Raw genomic sequence first — 21914 nt, 5'->3', positions numbered from 1 at the left:
CCTGACCGGAAGCGGGGTCGGCGTATCACCAAATGACACGCCTTGCGACGAGGCCCGCAGCGGATTGCCCATGCGGCCAGAATGTGACGATCCGGTTACGAGTTCGTGACCATCGCACGGAATCTGCCGCCTGCCCTGACGGCACGACGACCAAGCGGAATCACCATGGCCTGCTACTGGCCGTTAGCGGCCTGTCCGCTCACACCTCGAAGTTCGCGAAAGCGGACGCTCGCCGACGCGAGCTTCACGCTGCCCGAACTGTGGCCGTAGAGCCACAGCGCCGCGTAATTCGTGTCTAACGGGAGGCCGGCTTTCATCCTGACTGCTTTTTCGAGCGTTGCAAACGCGGCCGCCGGATTTCGGCGACTGCAAACATATGCCTGAAAACAACAGGAGGAGAGGATGATGACCAAGTTCGAGCTTTTTGCCCGCTCCGGGACAGCTGGCATCGCCATCGTGGCAGCTTTGATGGGCGCCTCGCCCGGGAACGCGCAACAATCGGAGCAGATTCCCCAAGACAGCGCGACCGAACCATCCGGCGAAACCATAGTCGTGACCGGCTCGCGCATTCGTCGTGACCCGCTCGATCAGGACGCACCGATCGCCTTCATTGGCCAGGAAGATATGGCGAAGACCGGCCTCGCCTCGGTCAATGACGTGCTCCAGCGCCTTCCGAGTTCGGGTGGCGGCCTCAACAGCAAGTTCAACAACAGCGGGAACCTCGGCAATCCGCCCGACGGCGGAGGCGTCGGGGCCGGCGCGGCCGAAATCGACCTGCGCTATCTGGGGTCGCGCCGCGTGCTCGTGCTTGTCGACGGCATCCGCTATGTGAACGGCGCCTCGGCAAGCGGCGTTCCGGGATCGACCGATCTCAACTCGATCCCCGAAAGCGCGATCGAACGCATTGAGGTGCTGCAGGACGGCGCGTCGGCTATTTACGGCTCCGACGCGATCGCCGGCGTCGTCAACATCATCACCAAACGAAGCCAGGAGGGGCTGCGCGGCAGCGCGCAGGTCGGCGGGTTTGGCCAAGGCGATGGTTTTACCAAGAGCGCGCAGGTCAGCTGGGGCAACGGCCGCGGACCGACCCAGATCGTCGTCGGCGCCAACTATGTTCATCAGGACGGCGTACTGGCGGGCAGCCGTGACATTTCGCGCTTCCCCGCGCCTTACTCCAACACTTGCCTCGACGGCGGCTGTTCGGGCTTCGTGCCATTGGGGCGCTTCGCCGTCTTCGGCAACGACCTGACGCTGCGCGGCCCGGTGGTCGGCCGTACGCCGGTGTATAATTCCGGCAATCCGACCGATCCGGCGAGCGATTTCAAGGCTTTCGGCGACGCCGACCGCTTCAATTTCGGTCCGTTCAACTATATGCAGATCCCGGTCGAACGCTATGGCGCCTTCGTCAATGCCCGGCAGGAAATTTCCGATAGCATCAACTTCTCGGTTCGCGGGATATGGAACCAGCGCAAGTCGAAGAACCAGGCCGCGCCCTTGCCCTTCGGCTTCGGGGTCGCCGCAGGGCTGACGCCGGTGCTCGACGCGATCACAGTCGACGCGAGCAATCCGTATAATCCGTTCGGCGTGACACTTGACTCGAGCAATACCGATTTCGTCTATCGCCGCTTCGTTGAAGGCGGCCCGCGCCGCTTCAACCAGACGGTGACCACCGTCTATGGCGTCGCGACGCTCGACGGCGATTTCAATATTGGCGGGCGCAAATGGTATTGGGACATCAACGCCGCCTATGGCCGCAACAAAGCCAAACAGACGATGTACGGCAACATCAATAGCGACCGCCTGCGCCGCGCGCTCGGTCCGGTCGCGAACTGCACCGGCGACTGCGTGCCGTTCAACATCTTCGGCGGGGTCGGATCGATCACCCAGCCGATGCTCGACTATGTCATGTTCACCCAGCGCGACCGCAGCCGCCAGTCGACCTTCAGCGCCTCGGCCAATGTGACGGGCAGCCTGTTCGACCTGCCCGGCGGGCCGCTCGGCATCGCGGTCGGGGTCGAATATCGCAAACTGAAAGGCAGCTTCGACCCCGATCCGATCGTCGCCGCGGGCTTCAGCTCGGACATTCCGGCGCTCCCCACACGCGGCAGCTACAACGTCAAGGAAGCTTATGCCGAGCTCAGTGCGCCGATCCTGTCCGACACGCCCTTCTTCGACCTGCTCGAGCTCACCGGCGCGGTGCGCTGGTCGGACTATTCGACTTCGGGCTCGACGACGACGCTAAAGGGCGGCGTCAACTGGAAGCCGGTCAACGACCTGCGCCTTCGCGCTTCCTATGCCGAGGGCTTCCGCGCCCCGTCGATCGGCGAATTGTTCGGCACGCAGTCGCGCTTCGACCAGTCGATCAATGATCCCTGCTCGACCTCGACCACCGCAGGACAGAACTGGACCAACAACACGACAGTCCGGGCGAACTGCATCGCACAAGGGGTCCCTGCGGCAGGCTATGCCCAGGCCAATCCCCAAATTTCGGTGCTTGTCGGCGGCAACGAGGATCTTGCCGCCGAAAGCTCGCGTAGCTGGATCTTTGGCGGAGTCTACAGCCCCGCCTTCATCCCCGGCCTGTCGCTCGAGGCCAATTACTACGACATCAAGATCAAGGGGGCGATCCAGTCGGTGAATGCCGAGACCACGCTGGCGCAGTGCGTTGGTCAAGCCGATGCCGACGCCTGTGCGCTCGTCACCCGCGCGCCGGGCGGCCAGCTGACCTTCGTCGAGGGGCTGCTCCAGAATATCGCCGGGATCCGCACCAAGGGAGTCGACGTCAATCTGTCGTACAAAACACAGGAAACCTCGATCGGCCGCTTCGGTTTCACCTGGAACAACAGCTTCCTCACCCAATATGACGTGATCGTCCCGACCGCGGACGGCCAGCTGGTAATCAGCCGCGAAGGCACCGAGCAGGGTAGCCCCAGCCAGACCTTCCCCAAATGGAAGTCGGTCGGCATCCTCGACTGGGACGGCAGCTCGATCGGCGCGACACTGACCGGCCGCTATGTGTCGGCGATCCGCGAACCACTTGCCAACGATAACCGGATGAAGGCGCGCTTCTACACCGACTTCCAGCTGCGCTGGTTCCCGGCGGAGGATCGCGATGCCTTCGGCTTCGCCCTCGGCGTGAACAATCTGTTCAATGTCAAGGCGCCGGGTTGCATCAGCTGCGACCTCAACAATTTCGACCCCACCGCCTATGACTTGCCCGGACGCTATTATTACGTCCGTGCCAGCTTCAAGATGTAATATTCGGGTTTGAGAGATGATCGATCTTACACGGGATCGATCATCCCTTTCCTTGGAATCGTTACTCACCCTGAGTCCTGTACTGGCCGCTTGGAGACATTCGGCTTTGAGGAGTACATCGTAGGACGCTGGCGTTCGGGAAGCGCAAATCCATCGTGCCAGCGAATGCGGCCTCGATCTCAGGCGTTAGGATCAGGACTCATTGATCAGAGCCAGAAGATGGCGGTTGCGGCGAGGGCTAAGGCGGAGAAGAAGGCCTTCGGGCACCGATCGTAGCGTGTTGCGACGCGCCGCCAGTCTTTGAGGCGACAGAACATGATCTCGATGCGGTTGCGGCGTTAGTAGCGGCACTTTCGTATTTGACGGTCTTGTTGCATACTCTCCGGCCCGGGATGCAAAGCGTGAGGCTCTTTTCCTGCAAGGCGTCGCGAAACCAGTCGGCGCCATAGCCTAGGTCGGCTAGCATCCATTGCGCTTTGGGCAGACTGTCGAGCAAAGGGGCCGCGCCCGTGCAATCGCTGACCTGCCCAGCGGTCATGAAGCAGCTGATCGGACGACCATTTGCATCAGTCACAACGTGCAGCTTGGTGTTCATGCCGCCTTTCGTGCGCCCGATCAGGCGTCCCGGACCCCCTTTTTTACCCGCAGGCTCGACGCCGTGCGGTGGGCTTGGAGATAGGTCGCGTCGATTAAGACGCGCCATTTTCTCGTCCGTCAGCCAGAACAAATCACTTATCATTCAGGCTCCTCACCGCGAGCCTGAATCACAGCCGTCAGACCAAATCAATGGGTCCTGACCCTAGACGATCTGCTTTTGGACTCAAAATAGCGAATGCCGACATTCATGGTCGGCGATTATTGCGCCGAGCTTCACGGCCTTTGCTCCAGCTTGGCAGATTGCCTCAGCGACGGATTTTGCCATCCAACTCCTGATCGCAAGTTACAAATTAAGGACTATTCGGCTGAATTCGCCGCCTCCTTGATCGCTTCGAGCAACTTGTCGCCCGCATCCGCCGCAACCGTCTGGACCACACGCTTGCCGGTTTCCGGATCGGTCTGGTGAAAATGGAACTCCGCGCCCTTGAGCGGCTTCGAGATCAGATCGGCAATCATAAGCTCGCGATGCCGGTTTTCTGCGTTCGCGAAGGGCGCGATCAGATCGACGAGCCAGACTTGATCGCCGGACGCCCACTCTTCAAGGGTCAGACGGTTCGCGGGCTCGATCATGCCTTTATCCAGCTTGGCGACCGCTGCCGGCGTGCATTTCGCCCAAGTCGCCAACCCCACCGGCTGCTGCCCGTCCCGGAAAAGATAAAATTGCTGATGGATGAGCGCCGGCATGACGAGCCATTCAAGGTCGCCGATACTGAAGCCGCGATGCAGCGGCGACTGGGTAAGCAGCCAGGTCATCTCGCCGAGCAGATGGCTGACCGTCGGCGGCGCTTCCGCTTCTTTTTTGCCCGCCGTCGTTTTCGCTGCGCGGTCCGATTTTCCGTTCATATGTTCCTACCCTCAAGCAACCGCCGCAGCGAACCAGTCGTGCGATGCCATTCCATCCCGCGGCGCATTGCGCAAGTCGCTCTCGGATGCATCGGCCCCGAAACGGCTCATCGCCTGCGCGAGGTTCGACGCCGCGCGCGCCGCATCGATCGATACGACATCGGGACCGCCTTCCGGATTGCCCGGATTCAAATGGTCGCCGTGCGAAGGCGTGAACCCCAGCGCGACATTTCCGATCGTCGCGGTCGTGCCATTGCCGCGCTTGTAGGTCGCGGTCGACAGAGCGAGATTCTGACCGGCCTTGACGCTGTCTGTTGTCGCCAGGCTACGGAGACCGATTTCGGCAATACCGAGTTCGAGAAGCGACTTGATTTCGCCTTCCTGCGAAATGCCGTCGCCATTGCCGTCGGCCCAGACCTTGAGTTCGCCAAAACGCGTATCGGCCTTGTCGAGCTTGCCGTCCTTGTTGCTGTCGAGCCCCGCGAGACCTTCCCAGCTGTTCCTCGCCCCCTCCTTCTCGGAAAGGAAGGAGAATTCCGAAGCCGCGGTGATCGCACCATCCTTGTCGCGGTCGATGACGAGCATACCGTCGCCGCCCGACACCCAGCCGGTGTCGTCACGCAGGCCGTCGCCGTTCATGTCGAACCATGCCCTGGACTTGCCCGCCCTCTTCGCCTCGAGCCCGTCGCCGTCGAGATCGATAAGGATCGCCGAGAGCATGGCGATATTCCGGTCGCTGAACGAAAGCGCCGCCGCATCGGCAATCTGCCCGGCATCGGCCGACAAAATGCCTTTCGTATCGCGCGGGACCACGCGAACGACGCCCCCCGAAGCCGTGAGGCGATAGCCCTTGGCCTTGCCCTGCCAGCTGCTTTGCTGAAACTCGATTTCGGGAAAAATCGAGAGCGGCTTGAAGGCGAGTCCCACGTCAAGCAGCTTGCCCGTCCCACCGTTCGCGCGCGTAAATCCGCCAGTGTTATAGACGATATTCTTGCCCGACACCGCCTGCTCGCCGGTTGCAACACCAGTGAGCGAAATCGACACGACGCCTGCCTGGGCAAGGCTGAGCAATTCGCCAGCGTCGGTCTGGCCATTGCCGTTGTTGTCGAACCACAGGCGGAATTCGGCGAAGCGCGCATCATCGCCGCTGAGTTTGCCGTCGCCATTGCTGTCGAAGGCGGCAAGGCCTTCAAGGTCGGTTTTCGCGCCCTCCTTGTCGGCAACGAACGAAATCTCCTTGATATCGTCGATCTTGCCATTGCCGTTGCGGTCGAGCGCGAGAAACGCGTCGCCCTGCTCGATCCAGCCCGTCTTGTCGGCAATCCCGTCGCCGTTCATGTCGAACCGGACCTTGTTGTCCGCGATCTCGGTGAGGCTTTTGCCGTCGCCGTCGAAATCGAGAACCACCGGCGGAGCGACAGAAGCCGGCGGAACCGTCGCAGCGGGATTGGCGGCAGCTTCAGGCTCGCTCTCGCCCCCGCCGTTCAATTCGAAAGACAGAAAAACATCCCCGACAGCGCCCGTCGAGCCGTCGCTCCTCAGATAATCGGTCGTCGAATAGATGACATTGTCTGGTCCTCCCGGCTGCGCGCCGGTCAGGGTCATGCTGAGGTTGATCTGGACAATGCCGCGCTCGGAGAGGGTCTTCAGTTCGGACGCATCGCTGATCCCGTCCTGGTTGGCATCCTGCCAGATACGAAATTCGCCGAAGCGCGCATCCCCTGTATCGAAGAACCCGTTTGCGTTGCTGTCAAAGGCCCGTAACCCCTCAAGATCGGACATCGCCCCCGGCGCGTCCTCAGTGAAGGACATCTCGGAAACATTGTCGATCACGCCATTGCCATTGCGGTCGAGCACGAGGAAACCGTCATCGGCGGCCGCCCAGCCGGTCCGGTCGGCGACCCCGTCCAGATCCATGTCGAAGAACACCGGCGAACCATCGCTGCTTACCAGTTCCAGGCCATCGCCATCGAGGTCGAGAATGATCGGTGGGGCGCCATATACGCGGGTCATGAAGACCAGATTATAGGTTATCTGCGTCGTCGGACCTCCCGCCACTCCTGCCTCGGTGACATTCACCTTGAAGCTATAATAGAGGGTCGATGTGCGGCGGTTACCTCCGATAGCAACGCCGCCTTCCCACTGTCCGTTGGACCTGGTTACGGAGCCATCAAGCCAACGCTGCGTGAAGCTCAGGACGCCCGTAGTGGGATTTATGGAAAGGTCAGGATAGTAATTTGCATCGATATCCTTGTGCCCACCATAATAGTCTATCGATTCCGTGGGCACTGACACTTCGCTTATGGAGTAGGTGAAGGCGGATGTTTGCCCTTCCAGATCCACCGCGCTGAACTGCACGATCCCGCCGCCAGGGGTATTGCTATAGATATAGGTCTGATTCACACCAAAGTTTCTGAGGATCGCTCCGCTACGATAGACTAGCGAGCTTCCGACAACCGGCCCTTCATTGACGTCGGTCACGCTGGCGGTGAGCGTTCCGAACGCCTCATGCGTCCCGTCGCTAGCCTTGATCGACAGTGTTTGTGTAGCCAGCGAATGGTTACGCACGGCTTGGGTATATTCGATCGGCTCCCCGGTATAGGGATCATAGTAATAATAGGTTTCGTATGTGGTCGTGAGCGCCTCATAATCGACGCCCCCAGAGGTCAAGTAAAGACGACCCGTAGTTTTTTCGATCGACCAGATACCGCTTGTGAGGCTGCCATCCGCGAAGGTCCAGTTCATCGGCGCGTTGATATCAAGATCCGAAAACTGCATCTTCGTGCGAAGATCCACAAAGCCGTTCGGATTGTCGAAGATCGGATAGGGCGCATATGTCCCCTCCAAGACGCTCCCCGTTCCATTCGAAATCGTATGGGGCTCGTTCTGATCGATCAGAGAAATCGAGAAAGACTCGTCGTAATATGCACCGCGCGTGTCCGTGGCGCGAACGGTGACGAGATGGTTCGCCCCAGCCTCGTAGTTGAGACCGGCATTGCCGACATGGAGCCAGCCATCAGCCCGCAGCGCAAAGCGGCCGCCCGCGTCATTGATCAGCGAATAGCTTATACCGTCGCCATCGGGATCGGAGCCGCCGAACCAAGCCAGGCCCACACCGACACCGATATTTTCGCTGAAACTTAGCGCACGATCGGCCCAGATATCCGTCGGCGTCTCATTCTTGTTTTCGATCAGCACATTATAGGTAAAAGCATCGGATTCCGCGCCCGAAGCGTCGCGTGCCTTAAGCGTCAGGGTCGCGACGCGGATTTCCAAAAGCCCATCGCCGTCGCTATCATAATAATAGCCGGCATCGGTGCCATAGCTGCCCCGGTTGCCCCGGAGCCAGTCGGCGCTGAAGTTCGCGCCAGCAAACAGCAACTGGCCGGCGCCATTTGTCGTAAACCAGCCATGGTCGTTGCCACCGACAATAATGAGGCCGGGCATCGTCTGGTCGGGGTCGGACATCGCAAAATTCGCGATGACCTGACCATAGTGCGGCGTATCGCTGGCGAGGGTTTCCGAGTGAAGCGTCTGACTCACCAGCGAGAGGTTGTTTGGCCGCTCGTTGACGTCGGAAATGAACACCTGAAGCAATGTCGCTCCGGATGCGAGCGATCCGTCGTTTGCCCGGACGTAGACGTTAGCGACATGGGCATCGAGCCTGCCATCGCCATTCCAGTCGTGGATGCTGTAGCCGGCGGTGCGCGCCCATTCGAAGTTGAAATCGAGCCCCGGATTGAAGCGCACAACATTGCCGTCAATGTAAAACCAGTTGTTGGGATTTTCGACGAGTTCCAATGCGGGAACGGGTCCGTCGGGATCGCTCATCGGGAAGGCAGCTACCCCGACATAGGCATTGGCCGGGTTCGATCCGAGACCCGTCTCGTCGAAGAAAGACCAGACCGTGGCTCCGCCGTTTGGCACGTTCGGGGCCTCGTTCAGATTATTTACCCCAACCGCAATCGTCTGGTCGCGATATTCGCCAAAGCTGTCGGTGACACGCACCGTAATATTGTGCGCCGTCGCCGCCTCATAATCGAAATTCGCACCGGTGGCGGTGATCAGGCCGGTCACGGAGTTGATAGCGAAGCGGCCACCCGCGCTGTCGATCAGTTGATAGCTATATTCGAGCTTTTCAATCGTCGGCTGATACCATTGGGCGCTGTAGCCCGCGTTGGTCGCGTTATAATAGCTGAAGAAGCGGGCTCCGGTCTCTGAGGCACCCGGCCCGAAACGATATGTGGCCGTGTCGGCAATTTTTTGTCCGGTGACAGTGTCAAAGACCCCGCCGAACGTTTCGTTTCCGATCAACGGCGTCCCCGCAGGTAGGACATAGCCTTCTATACGGTACCACCGATCCTGGACGAGGCTGTTGGAGTTGGCGACGTAGAAATAGGGATTGCCATTGGCCTGACCGTCCCATGCGTTCTCGATATTGCCGTAAGTCCCCCAATAGAGATTGTGGGCCATATTGTTTTCGGGCTTGAAATAGATGGTGAATTTATAGGCCTTGCTGGTATCGGCGGCGCCGACGCTCAGCCAGGACAGCCCGCCGCCATGGTCATGGGCAGCCGCGCCGTTCTGGCCGGTTTCGACGACCTGCACGCTGTTTCCCGAGGGTCCCGTCGCCGTAATAACGCGTTCTTCGCCCTCCCGGAAATAGGGAAGCTGCGTAAGATCCGAAGGCAGCAGGTTACGGTCAATCGAATCGGGATCGATCACCGCGGCAGTACCAACGACCTTGCCGGTCGGATTGTTCGACGGCGTATATTCGTTAACCGAAAGCGATGCGCTTGATCCGAGGCCGCGGAAGGAGATGCCCGTCGGCGCGGTGTTGATCACCAGTTTCAGGTTCACCGGCGCGCTGACCGCCGTCTGGCCGTTTTCGGTCGCCCGCGCAGTGGCGGTGAGGTTCAGATCCCGGCTCCAGCCAACCGGCGCATTCACCCTCAGATTTGCAAGCTGGCCCGGCGTCAAACGCCATGCCGCGCTCGCACTGTCATAGGTGCCGGCGCTCAGCGTGACGCCCGCCGGAACACCGGCGATCCAGATCTCGTGTATTTCCGATCCATCGGCATCGGGGAAGCTGCTCGCCAGATTGAGCGCGATGCCACCAGCCTGTCCCGAGGTCCCCCCAACGCTGGTGAACTGGGTGATCGTCGGCGTATCGGCAACGCCGCTTACAACGATGTCGAATTCCTGCATCGACGAAACGCCGCCAGCATCGGTCGCGGTCACGCGAATGCGTGCGGTGCCGCTGGCATTGGCGAGCGGATTGATGATCATCGACCGAACGCCGTTCGCATCGGCGGCACCGAAACCGATGCCGGCGTTGGTGACGATATGCGTTCCCGATATCACCTGCGCCGAAAGCTGAATCTGCGCATTGGGAGTGATGTCGTCGGTCGCGGTGACCAGCAGCGACTTGCCATTGTCCTCGTTCGTCGTTTGGGTCGCGATTACCGAGAGCACCGGCGCGGCATTGGTTCCCCAATGCGTCGCCCAGTTGGCACGGTAGGTGAGGTCCGCCATCAGCGTGTCGCGCGCGGCCGTAGTCGACGGCTTCGGCTTCGTCGCCATCAGGGTTGCCAGCGCCTCGATGTTGATCGTCCGGCTGAACCGGTTTCCGGCAACGATGAAATCGATCTTGTGATTGGCCCGGCTCGCGGCGTCAGCGACCACATACCAGTTTACGATCTGCACGCTCGATGTCGTGCCGATCACCGAAATCTTGAGGTCGTTGCCGACGCGTTCGAACCAGAGGTCCTGGTCGTTGATCGCGCCCATCGCGTCCTGGAAGCCGATCACGTCGACATCGTCGCCCGACGGATCATAGTTGTGGACCATGTCGGCGCCCGACATGCGATTGACGATATAGGTGTCGTTGTCGATGCCGCCGTTGAGGATGTCGTTCCCCGCACCGCCATCGAGCAAGTCATCGCCCGCCTCGGCATAGAGCTGATCATTGCCGTCGCCGCCGATCAGCGTGTCGTTGCCCGCCCCGCCATAGATGATGTCATCGCCATCACCGCCGATCAGCGTATCGGCGCCTTCGTCGCCGTAAAGCGTGTCATTGCCTTGGCCGCCGTTGAGGGTGTCATCGCCCTGCCGACCGCGGAGCGTGTCGCTCCCGGCCATGCCGGATATATGATTGGCTACATCATCTCCCGCCAGGCTGTCTCCAAAACTGGAGCCAATCATGTCTTCGATGTTTGAGAAGAGATCTCCATATTGATAGGCTGTCGCGGGCTCTTCCGGGAAGGGCTTGACGTTCAAATCTATTGAAACACCGTTCGAAAAATTGGCGTAGGTAATAGTGTCACGTCCAGATCCGCCATCAAAACGATCCCAGACATCTCCTCCATCTTCGTCGATGACAAAAATGTCGTCGCCCTCTTCGCCATATACGAGATCCAAACCCGCCCCGCCGACGATGGTGTCATTACCCAATCCGCCGAACAGCCCGCCATCGGCGACTACCGAATGCCAGATGCCATAATCATCCCCGTCACCGCCTTCGATATAATCGTTTCCAGAGCCCCCGACGATGCGATCAACCCCGGCCCCACCTCGCAAGATATCGTTGCCATCGCCACCCTCGATGACATCGTGGCCGGCGTTGCCGTCAATCACGTCATCACCAGCATAGCCATAAATCAGGTCGCGACCCGATTGGCCTGCCAGCGTATCGGCACCCGAAGTGCCTTCAAGGACATCGTCCCGATCAGTAATGGCGATGACGATCGTCCGGTTGATCGTGAACGGCGCTCCCGACTGGTCGGTCGCGCTGATCGCGATCGATACGCTCGCGCCGGTCTCGAAGTCGAACGCGACACCTTCCTTGAGCCAGAGCGTATTGCCGATGAGCTCGAACCGCGCATCCGCGAGAGCGAGGCTATAGATCGCACCCGGCAAGCCAGCCGTATCCGGATCGGTCACCGAGAGCGTCCCGAGCGCGATCGCCGGCCTCGTTTCTCCCGAACCGATGCGATCGCGTTCGGCAAAATTGGCAACAAGCGGCGACCAGTCAAGGCTGACCGGCGCTTCGTTGATATCGTTGATGCCGATCGTGACCGCGGTCTGCGCCTGATTATATCCGGCGCCCCCGTCATTGTCGCGCGCTATGACCTGATAGGTTTGCGTCGGCGCGGCGGCTTCGAAATTCAAAGCCGCGTTGACGCGAATCTCGCCGGTTAATTCGTCGATGATGTAGCGACCGTCGGCCGACACGGCGGAAGCCACCGAGCCATCCCAGAAATAATAACGCTGCTGCGCGAAGCCTCCCGATTGATCGAAATCGGTCGCCACGACTGCGCCTGTCACCGCGCCCACGGCGACATTTTCGTTCACCGAAAGGCTGTAAGTTGCCGGCAAGCTGTTCGCATCATTGCGATCCTGGACTGCGACGCTGAAATCCTGCTCACGCCAGGCGCCGTTCGCGTCAGTAACGCGGACCCGCACCAGATGCGACGGCGACGCTTCGAAATTGATCGCGCCGGGATTCGCGATGACGAGCTTGCCCTCGGCCGTGATCGCGAAACGCCCGCTCGCATCGTGAACGAGCGTGTAGGTGAATATGTCGCCCTCGATGTCGACGCTCTCGAACTCGCCGATGACCGTACCGGGCGCCACAATTGCACCGGGAACGCTTTCAGCGATCGCCAGCGCCGCACCGCCCTTGACGGAAATCACGCCCGGAGCGTCATTGACTGCCGCAATCGTAACACTGACCGGCAGTTCAACCGAATGGCCGCTGGAATCGGTGACGATCACGATGAAGCTATCGCTTCCATTGGCGTTGGCGTTCGGCGTGTAAGTGAATGCACCCGTCACCGGGTCGAAATTCGAAATCACGCCCTTTGCCGGGGCCGTGCCGGGCTTGATCTGATAGCCGGTGATATTGTTGTCGTGATCGATAACGCCATAATTGCCGTCGATCGCTATGGCCACATCCTCGGTTGCCGCGATAACCCGCGGCGCTGCAGGCGCGATCGGCTTTGCCTTACCTCCCTGATGCCAGTAACGCGCTTGTGCTTCGGCGATCGCCTGCGGCACGGAGGCAGGCACCGACGCCGACGCCGTGGTCATCGCTGCGATCAGGTTCAGCGTATCGGGATGGTCGAGGAAGATCGCGTGAGTCGACGTCTGGATCGATCTGATCCGGCTCGGCGAAGAGGCCGCAAAAAAGCCTGACACGGTGATAACGCTATTCTCGCCGATCACTCCGATCTTGAGGTCCGTCCCCGACTGCGTCAGCCAGATGCGGTTGTGCGTTATGCCGGTATCGAACCCGATGATGTTGGTGCCCAAAGCATCCACAATCGTGTCGGCGCCGTCGTTCGACTGCACGAAATAATAATCGTCGCCTGCCCCGCCGTGCAAAATGTCGTTGCCCGTCCCGCCGCCGAGACGGTCATTGCCGTCGCCGCCTGTCAGCGTGTCGTTACCGGCACCGCCCTGGATGTCATCATTGCCCGTCCCGCCATCGAGGACCGTGTCGTCGCCATCGCCACCAAGCAGCTGGTCGTCGCCCGCCTCTCCGCGCAGCTGATCGTCTCCGTCGCCGCCGACAAGGACATCGTCATGGTCGCCGCCCCAGATCTGATCATTGCCGCCGCCCGCCGAAATATTGTCTTCGCCGCTGCCGCCCCGAAGGACGTCATTGCCCGAACCTGCGATCAGAACGTCATCGCCGCCCTTGCCGTCGACGACGTTGTCGCCATCGAGCGCGTCGATGATATTGGCATTGTCGTCGCCGGTGATCGTATCGCCGCCGGTCTGCGATCCGACGATATTTTCGATGCCGGCCAGAATGTCACCCGCCGCGTCGCCGCCGACCTGCGCGACGGTCGATCCCAGATCGATCGTGACGGCGTCCGACTTCACATAACGTACGGTATCGCCATGCCCGTTGACGGCATTGGCACCGCCGTCGAGATGATCGGCACCCGCTCCACCTTCGAGCACATCATCGCCGTCTTCGCCGAAGAGCTGGTCGTCGCCGGCCAGCCCGCTCAGCACGTCATTGCCGGCGCCGCCGTAGAGCAGATCATTCCCGAGGCCCGTCTGGCCGACGATCAGATCTCCGGCTGCCGTTCCGGTGAGCGCCGCTCCGCTGGTGGCGGACAGAATGCTCGCCAGCGAGACGGAAAGCCCATCGTTGAACTGCAGCGTCTCGATGCGGCCATAGACCGTAAAATGGTCCCTGATTGTGATCTGCGTCGTCGCGCTGTCGTTGTAGCGAACAATGAGGTCGGGGCCGCCCGCATCGGCTATGCCACCGCTTGCACGAATGAAGGTCAGGTCTGTCAGGCTGATTCCGGCCGCGAACTCGATCGCGTCCTGATCGCCTCCGCCGATGCTCGTGTCGAACTTGTCGCGCGTCACCTGCTGGCCGCTGGTCTTCGCAAAGCCGCCCAACCAGCCGACAGCATTCCAAGCCGCCGGCGCGGGCATCGCAGCCCCGGCTGCATAGCTGTAGAGAGCATATTCATAGACGAGTTCGTTTCCGGGGCCGCGAATTTCAAGCCGCCAGTAAAGTTTGCCGCCACTCGACGGGATCCCGGTGCTGGCCCAAGTCGCCGTATAGCCTTCCGCCAACGCGCCCGCTGTTGTCACCGCCTCCTCAACGATGAACGCCCCTTCGCGGATCGTGTCGGCGCCGCCCGCGGCGTCCCACACATAGGTGTCATCACCCGCTCCGCCCATCAGCATATCAGCCCCGGCACCGCCGGTGATTTCATTCTCGCCTTCGTCGCCCCCGATATTGTCCGCGCCCGAACCACCAACGATATTTTCGATCGACGAATATTCGTCGCCCGCGGCATCGCCGGTGTTGTTTGACTCATATGACAGGCGAATACGCGTCGCCGCCGCCGCCGAAGCGTAGGATGCGGTATCGATGCCGCTGCCGCCGACAAGGACATCCTTGCCCGCGCCGCCGTCGAGAATGTCGTTTCCGGTGCCGCCATAGAGGATGTCATCGCCGCCCTCGCCGCGAAGTGTATCGGAGCCCGAGTTACCCGCGATCATATCGTTGCCCGAGCCGCCCGCCACGACATCATCGCCGGCGCCCGCCGTAATCCAGTCAGCAAGAACGGTCCCGGCAAGCGGCGTCGTTGTGGTGCCGTCGGCGCCGTCGGTTCCCGCGACCAGCTTGGTTCCGCCAACCGAGATATCGAGCAGGCCGGTGGCATAAAATGCCAGCTTCTCGATCTGTCCCGGCGAAAGATACCAGTCCTTGATCGTGATGCTGTCCTGCGCCGCACGATAATCGGCAACGTCCAGATCGTCGTTCGACACGATCAGCACCAGATCATTGCCATTGCGGCGCAGGACCACATCCTGAAGATTGATCCCCGGTGCGAATTCGATCGTATCGGTGCCGCTGTTTGCCGCGATGGATGCGCCTGCCGGCGGATTGAAATATTTGAGCGTGTTGGTCGCGCTGTCATAATCGAAGCGGCCGATCCAGCGGAAATCGGGTTCCGCACCGGTCCCGAAATTCTTGCGCAGGATGGCGCCCCCCGGCCCGGTGATCTCGCCGGTCACCGTATCATAGTTGAACCCGGCCGCGCTGTTCCACTCTCCTCCAGAGGTCCAGACAACGGCCCAATGGTCGGCGAATTCGTCGAACATCGCATCATGGCCGTCGCCGCGCGCATATTTGAACGTGTCGTCCCCGGCACCGCCGACGACGATGTCTCCGTCGCCGCGTCCGCCCGACAATATGTCGCGGTCGGCGCCGCCATAGATATCGTCCGCACCACCATCTCCCGAGATGGCGTCCGATCCCGCCCCGCCGATAAGCTGATCGCTGCCAACACCGCCGATAAGCAGGTCGCGTCCGGCATCGCCCCAGACCATGTCGTTGCCCGAGCCGCCGTTCCCGACATCGTCGCCGCCAAGAAGGTGCAGCTGGTCGTCGCCTGCGCCGCCATAGACGAAGTCGTTGCCCTCCGTGCCGATCAGCACGTCGTTGCCGGCCCCGCCAATGATGAAGCTGGTGATATCGCCAATGCGGATTTCATTGCCGTCAGCGAATTTCAGCCATTCGACGCGCTTGAAGGGGTTGGAGAACCAGTCCTTGATGGTGAACTGCGTACCGCTGAAACTCTCAAGCCCCGTCACCGGATCGGTCTGCATGACCTGAATCAGCAGGTCGCTGCCGGGTAAGCCGCTGGTGCCCGAACGCTGCAGGCGGATATCGCCGATACCGATGCCGACGCCCAGCACAACGGCATCGTCGCCGCCGGCGACCGCGCCCTGCTGCACCCCCGCAGGCGCGCCGAGCCAGTCGGGACGCATTGCACCCGCTGCGAACGGGTTCGCCCTCCATGCCTCGATGTTCGCCATGCGCTGTGCGATCGCATCACCTAGGAACTGCCCGACCGGTGCCCCTGTCGCGTCTTCCTCGACGATATCGGCGCCATCGCCGCGCCGGAGGAGATATTGGTCGGCGCCAATGCCGCCCTTGAGATCGTCGCCATCCCCGGCGCCGCCGGTCAGAATATCGTCGCCCGCGCCGCCGGTGATGATATCCACCCCGTCGCCGCCCTCGAGCCAGTCCGATCCCTCGCGCCCGCGCAGAATATCGTTGCCCGCGCCGCCGTCGAGATAATTGCCGTCGCCACCGAGCGCCGTCTGGGCCTCGGTACCGGCATCGAGAATATCGTCGCCCTCACCGCCGAGCAGCCAATCGTCGAGGCGTCCGCCGTAAAGCGTATCGTTGCCCGCACCGCCGAAGAGATTGTCGCCAAGGTTCGACGCATAGATGGTGTCGTTGCCTGCGCCGCCATCGACCGTCGCGGCGATATCGATATCGAGAACGCGGCGATCCGACGTCGTAAAGCCGACCGTCGTGGCCGTCGCCATCGTCCGCGAGCGCGAGATGATGAAGCGCGCCAGCCCCGTTGCCTCGTCGACGATCACATCGTCGATCCACACCAACGGCTCGGCACCCGCACCGTCGACGATCGTTCCGGTCCCCGAAACCGCCTTCGTCCCATTGGCGAGCGCCGCAGCGCCCGCGGTCACCGTCGCCGTCAGATTGAAGCGCTCATTGCCCTCGATACCCAGGAATTCGGGCGCACTGCCCCCTTGGACATAATCCGGGTTGGCGACATTGTCGGCCACCACCACCGTACGCACGAACAATTCGGTTACGCCCGCCGCAAAGGTCGCAGTCGTCGCATCCGCCCATGTAATACCATCGAGCGAAACCTGAAGATTGGCCGCACCGGCAGCGCCATAATCGACGCCTGCACCGGAAGCCTTGCCACCCCCAAGCGCCAGCGCGACCGTGACCGCATCGGTAGTCGCCTTCGACAGCGACAGGCGGAACACGGCATAGCCATCGCTTTCCCACGCATAGCTGTCGCCGACCAACAGCGTCGGCAGTGCAGCCGCGCCGTCGATCACAGTCGCGATGGCGGCACCACCTATGATCTGCATCGCGACGGAGTTGCTCAGGCTGGCTTGGAACTTCTCGGCCGCTTCGGCGAGGCCGTCATTGGCTAGCGTGACCGTAACCGAACTTCGCAGCGCGTTGGCGGCGAAGGAAACCGAAGTCGTGAGCGCAGTAAAATCGGCTCCGCCGACGGCGATGTCATCGTTCACGTGACCGTTAACTATGTAGCCGATCTGATCAACAAGACCGCCGGTTCGGAGGTCGATGACATCGTTCGCCGCGGCCGCCTCGATCGTCGTCTGTCCAGCAATGTCGATCGCATCGCCCAGTACATAATCGTCGACAGCAATCAATCGGCTAATTTGGCCGCTTACATTGTCGTAGTCTAAGCCGAAGCTGACATTCGCAGCACTCGTGCGAGTTTCCTTCATTAGAAAGTCGAAGCCGCCAAACCAGTCACTTTTATGCCGGCGGGTCAAGCCAAGCTCGTCGGCGCGAGCGAGGTTGATCAACGTTTCGACGGCGAAAGCGCTGTTAGGTTCCGCAGCGGTCAGTGCGTTGATCACGCCGGAATTGGCGAGATAGCCTTCATAGGCTTGCGCCGAGGCAATATTTCCCAGAAGAACGCTGGTATCGAAATTGCTGGTATCGAAAGGGGCGATATCAAATGTGTTGTAAATTGCCCGCTTCACATAGACATCACCGCCCATGATTTGGAAGTTGGGATCCGTCAATCCCTGAACCACGCCATACCCGACTATGCGCTGGAAGCTGTCTTCGGGCTTCGATGACAAGCGAAACGTAATGGCATGTTTGTCTCTAGTCGACGTCGGCCGATAGACGAAGTCGGACTTACGCATACCGTAGTTGCCAGTTTGCACCAAATCAGGATTGAGTAGTGTGCCGCCGCTCGCGGCAAGAACAGCGTTGAACGTCTCAGCCGCTGCAGAAGCCAGACTACGTGCAGCATCCTTAGACCCGCCCTTCTTTGAATAGGCGTTGGCCACAACGAACTTGTCCTGTGTCGCATCCCACAGCGCATCCGCCCCAGAACGCGGTGTTCCACCAAAAATCGATCCGATCAGTCCACCCACGATGAAACCGACAAATGCGCCGATCGCGGCGCCAATCGGCCCGCCCAGAACACCGCCTATCTTGAGCAATTCTGCAGCAGCTATGCCCCCTAAAGCAGCACCGACAGCCGATCCGATTTGCCCTCCAACTGTGTCAAACTTAACAATCTCGGATGCCAGCTTTGCTCCGAGAAATCCTCCGACAGCGTTACCGAACTGGGTCCAATCGAGAGACCGAAGGGCTGCCGCAATATTGGAGCCCTCGATAAGAAGCTGACTAGCAAGTTGTCCAATAACATAGCCTGCGGCGGAATTCCCGAGTTCGCCGGCGAAGCCATCCAATCCAACAGCATTTACCAGCTGCGCGGTCAGGAACGAGGACAGTGCGCCAACGCCGGCGGATTTCAGGTTACTTAGAAACTCCTGCCCTGTTGTCGCAAACGCGTCGTCGACGGCATTCGTAGTCGACTGCCGACCGATTACGCCATCAAGCACATCCCCAAGATTATCGCCGAGCGTCTTAAGAACTGCGGAGGAAACTATCCCAACGAGTTGATTCCCGCCGGCCAACCTGTAGCCAAGTTGAGATCCCAGTATCGACCCGAAATCCGAAAACTCTATGCCGATCGGGTTATCATTGATCCTTATGTCCGTCGATACAGGACGATTATCGTCATATTGTGTAACAACAGTAACACCAGATCGAGAATTTCCTGAATTTACGACAATACCAGCTGGATGTCCATCTTCCACCTCGGTTCGTATTACGTTACCATCTTTATCATATATAATTTTTGAGCTACGATACCTTTCATCCCGAACCTCCCACTTACCGTTGCGGCCGTATGCCAAGAAATTCTTGGGAAGTCGTAGCCCTGTTTCCGGGTCTAGAAAGCTGATCTGCGCTGGCTGGTAATTTGAAAGCACAACTATTTGATCAGTTCCTTCGACTCCCCCAGTAAGTCTATCTTGTCCGGTGTGAACTATTTGCAGGCCACCCTTTTCGTCAGGCGCAGACGCCTGATTGAGACCGCTCGAGGCAGCAGCCATTCTTTCGTTCTGCATGGCAGCGAGTCGCCGCAGTTCGTTCTCATTCAAAAGAGCAGTTGCTGCTCGTTCTCGCTCGGCCACCGTCCCGTCCGTGAAGCCAACCATGTTGCCACCTGAGTCGGTGACGATTTTCTTGACTACACCGGATGCTTCGAACTGCCCGCTACTGTTAACCGAGCCCGGCTGGACATAGGTAACTACAGCATTTCCCTCACGAACATTTATCGGAATACCAGTTGTTTGAACTCCATTGAAATCAACTGAAATCAAAGGAATCGATGCCAAAGATGTCCGACGGCTTGAATAAAATAGGTCGTTAAGTTGCGCCTCACTAATGTTTGTTGATTTTCCTGCTATATGATGAGCCGAATCAGGATTATTGTACACTCGCAACCCATCTGGGCCAAAATTTGCGCCAACAGCCTCTTTTATTGCATCTAGACCATAAACTCCATTAATAGATTTGTAAGTATAAACGGATACTCCATCGGAAACAGGTACAACATTAAGAAATTCGAGAATCTTAACGGGCGCACCTTGGAGAAAGGTACTTTCGAGCGCCTGCAGGACTGTATTAACAGTCGATGATCCCAGAGTATTATCGTTCTTAACCCAGACCATCGTCCCATTAGGATCGAATCCCGCTCCGTCAGATCGGCGGATTATCTCACGCCCGAAAGAGTCTTTGTAATAATAATATTTACCATCGGCACTCCGTATCGGCGAATTGGAATAGCCTGCAATAGCCTCCATCGAGATATGAAACGACGTTGGCTCACCACCGAGGCCGTCAGCAACCACATTGTTGAACGTCGTGGCAACGCCGAACCCAGGCCCGTTCGTGACGTATGTCCACTTGTCAAAAACACTGCCTCGAAGCTGAAGCCTTAACTGGTCAGAAATTGGATAGGCAGCCCAAACGGCCGAGTTATCGGATATGGACGTATAATCAATGGTAAGTGCCGTTCCAGGAAATGAAGTTATCATTCCCTTAGATGCCCAAACGAGCCCATCCACGGCGTTTATATTTTCAGCCGTAATCTGTGAATAAAGATCATTTTTCGAAATATGATCGAAAAAATCTATTACGGCCTTGTCTATCTGCCAACTAAATACGTCGAGAGGGACATTATAAAGTGATGGATTAGCCTTCATGGCCGCGTAATTTCCGATGATAGCGGCGCGTCCGTTAAATCCGGAATAAGTTGTGATCTCGGCTTGCTCTTCTAGCTGATAGGCAGCTCTAAGCAACGACTCATTGTTTGTTCTAAGATACTCATTACGAAGAACCGTTGCTATCTCGTAATACGCATTGGCCCTCTTGTCCGTAAGGTTGAATCCGTTGCCGAGATATGCTTTGGCTTTTGCCACTGCGGCTCTGAGACTGCTTCCGAAATCTTGCTGTTCGGCCATTTCATTTATCCCATTCAACGACTGCAACTTTACCGTTCAAAAATTCTTGAGCTCGATCGGCCAGAATTCTCCAATCAGGTAAACGATCGCGACGAAAAACAATCGTAGTTTCAATAGCCGCGTTTGATTTGGGATTAATTCCTCCGCCACGCTCACCAATTCTCCGCAACGTACATAGTGTTGGATAATTATTTCCGCTCGGCTTACAACGTATTTCTGTATGAAAAAAAGGCCCATCGTCGAATAAATACTCTTCTGCAGGCTGCCCTGGAAAAATTACATTTGTGACATAATTCAGGCCATATGCCCGATTTATTTTAGCGCTTTCGGGCCAGCTACTATTACCAGTGTACTTTGGGTTGTCTTTATTGTAATTTGCATCAATCCCGTCATATGAAACTAGCATCAGTGCAATAATAATTATGTCGGGATTTTCGACCGGAGACAGCTTAGTCGCGGAATCGTCCCGAGTATCTAATGCGAAATTCACCTGAGAGATTGGGGCCGCCCATTCCTCGCCTTGCTGGTGTAAAAACTGGGACGGGATAGTTAGCCTGAATCTGATATCCCTATGGATATATGGATCCTGCCTGGAAGGAACAGTTACTATTTCGGTTCCGTTCGGGCCCGGCTCGATAGTGCGGAGTTTGGGGTTGAGATCCATAATTCCCAGAGTTCCTGCTAGAACGGTGAGCATCAACATAAACAGAGCGATCCTAGCGCGGTGCATGGAGAACAGCGTTTAGACGGGCGCGGGCTTCAGGCAGCCCATTAGAGCCAGACCTTTGGATGGGCAGGACCCGACTAGGCGCGCCTCCCCCTGGCGAAGGAGAGTAAATCCACAAAGTTCCAACGCTATCGGTTGAAGCGAGACGATAGAGCTTTTTCGCCTTCGCGATATCGACGGGTATACCAACGCCCTCTTCATAAACGATGCCGAGTTCGAGTTGCGCCTGCTTGTCTCCCGCCGATGCACGCTGCGCAAGCGAGCGGAGCGTAGGATCGCCGTTGCCAGTCAGCGGGATCCCCATGTAAACGTTGCTTGAACAAGCGGGCAGCATCAGGACAGTGGCCAGCAGCGACAGGATGCCGGCCTTGCTCAAACGGTACGCGCGCGAATCACTCATCGACAGATGCCCCCATCTACCTCAATATCCAGTGAAAATACGAATTCAGCGACGTCGTCAACTATCGATCGATATCATTTC

5 protein-coding genes and 1 pseudogene are annotated in these 21914 nt (G+C 58.9%); 1 reads left to right on the top strand and 5 read right to left on the bottom strand.

Annotation, left to right across the window (positions count from 1 at the left end):
* Positions 1-402 precede the first annotated feature (402 nt).
* Positions 403-3258 carry a TonB-dependent receptor plug domain-containing protein gene (locus tag AC1RRJ_RS04285; RefSeq protein ID WP_493120470.1) on the top strand — a complete coding sequence of 952 codons (2856 nt, stop codon included), beginning with the start codon at positions 403-405 and terminating at the stop codon, positions 3256-3258.
* A gap of 206 nt (positions 3259-3464) precedes the next feature.
* Here the strand turns inward: AC1RRJ_RS04285 and AC1RRJ_RS04280 are convergent.
* The 5 genes and pseudogenes from AC1RRJ_RS04280 to AC1RRJ_RS04260 all read right to left on the bottom strand — a co-directional run.
* A pseudogene (locus AC1RRJ_RS04280) lies at positions 3465-3954 on the bottom strand (IS5 family transposase); the annotation flags it as partial.
* A 258-nt stretch (positions 3955-4212) separates the two neighbouring features.
* Positions 4213-4758, bottom strand: a complete 546-nt coding sequence (locus AC1RRJ_RS04275) for a toxin-activating lysine-acyltransferase (protein ID WP_493120469.1) — start codon at positions 4756-4758, stop codon at positions 4213-4215.
* A 12-nt stretch (positions 4759-4770) separates the two neighbouring features.
* On the bottom strand, positions 4771-17880 hold the full coding sequence (locus AC1RRJ_RS04270; protein ID WP_493120468.1) for an SPM autocatalytic domain-containing protein: 13110 nt from the start codon (positions 17878-17880) through the stop codon (positions 4771-4773).
* Between the two features lie 2827 nt (positions 17881-20707).
* The gene (locus AC1RRJ_RS04265; RefSeq protein WP_493120467.1) at positions 20708-21409 is read right to left on the bottom strand and encodes a hypothetical protein; all 702 of its coding nucleotides are present in this window, start codon (positions 21407-21409) and stop codon (positions 20708-20710) included.
* Between the two features lie 13 nt (positions 21410-21422).
* Complete coding sequence (locus AC1RRJ_RS04260) at positions 21423-21833, bottom strand: hypothetical protein (protein ID WP_493120466.1); 411 nt, start codon at positions 21831-21833, stop codon at positions 21423-21425.
* Between the last annotated feature and the right edge of the window lie 81 nt (positions 21834-21914).

The organism is Sphingopyxis sp. GW821-FHT12C06 (genome assembly GCF_058807415.1).
The sequence above is the reverse complement of the archived record's forward strand: the minus strand, read 5'-3'. Positions and strand labels throughout refer to the sequence as shown.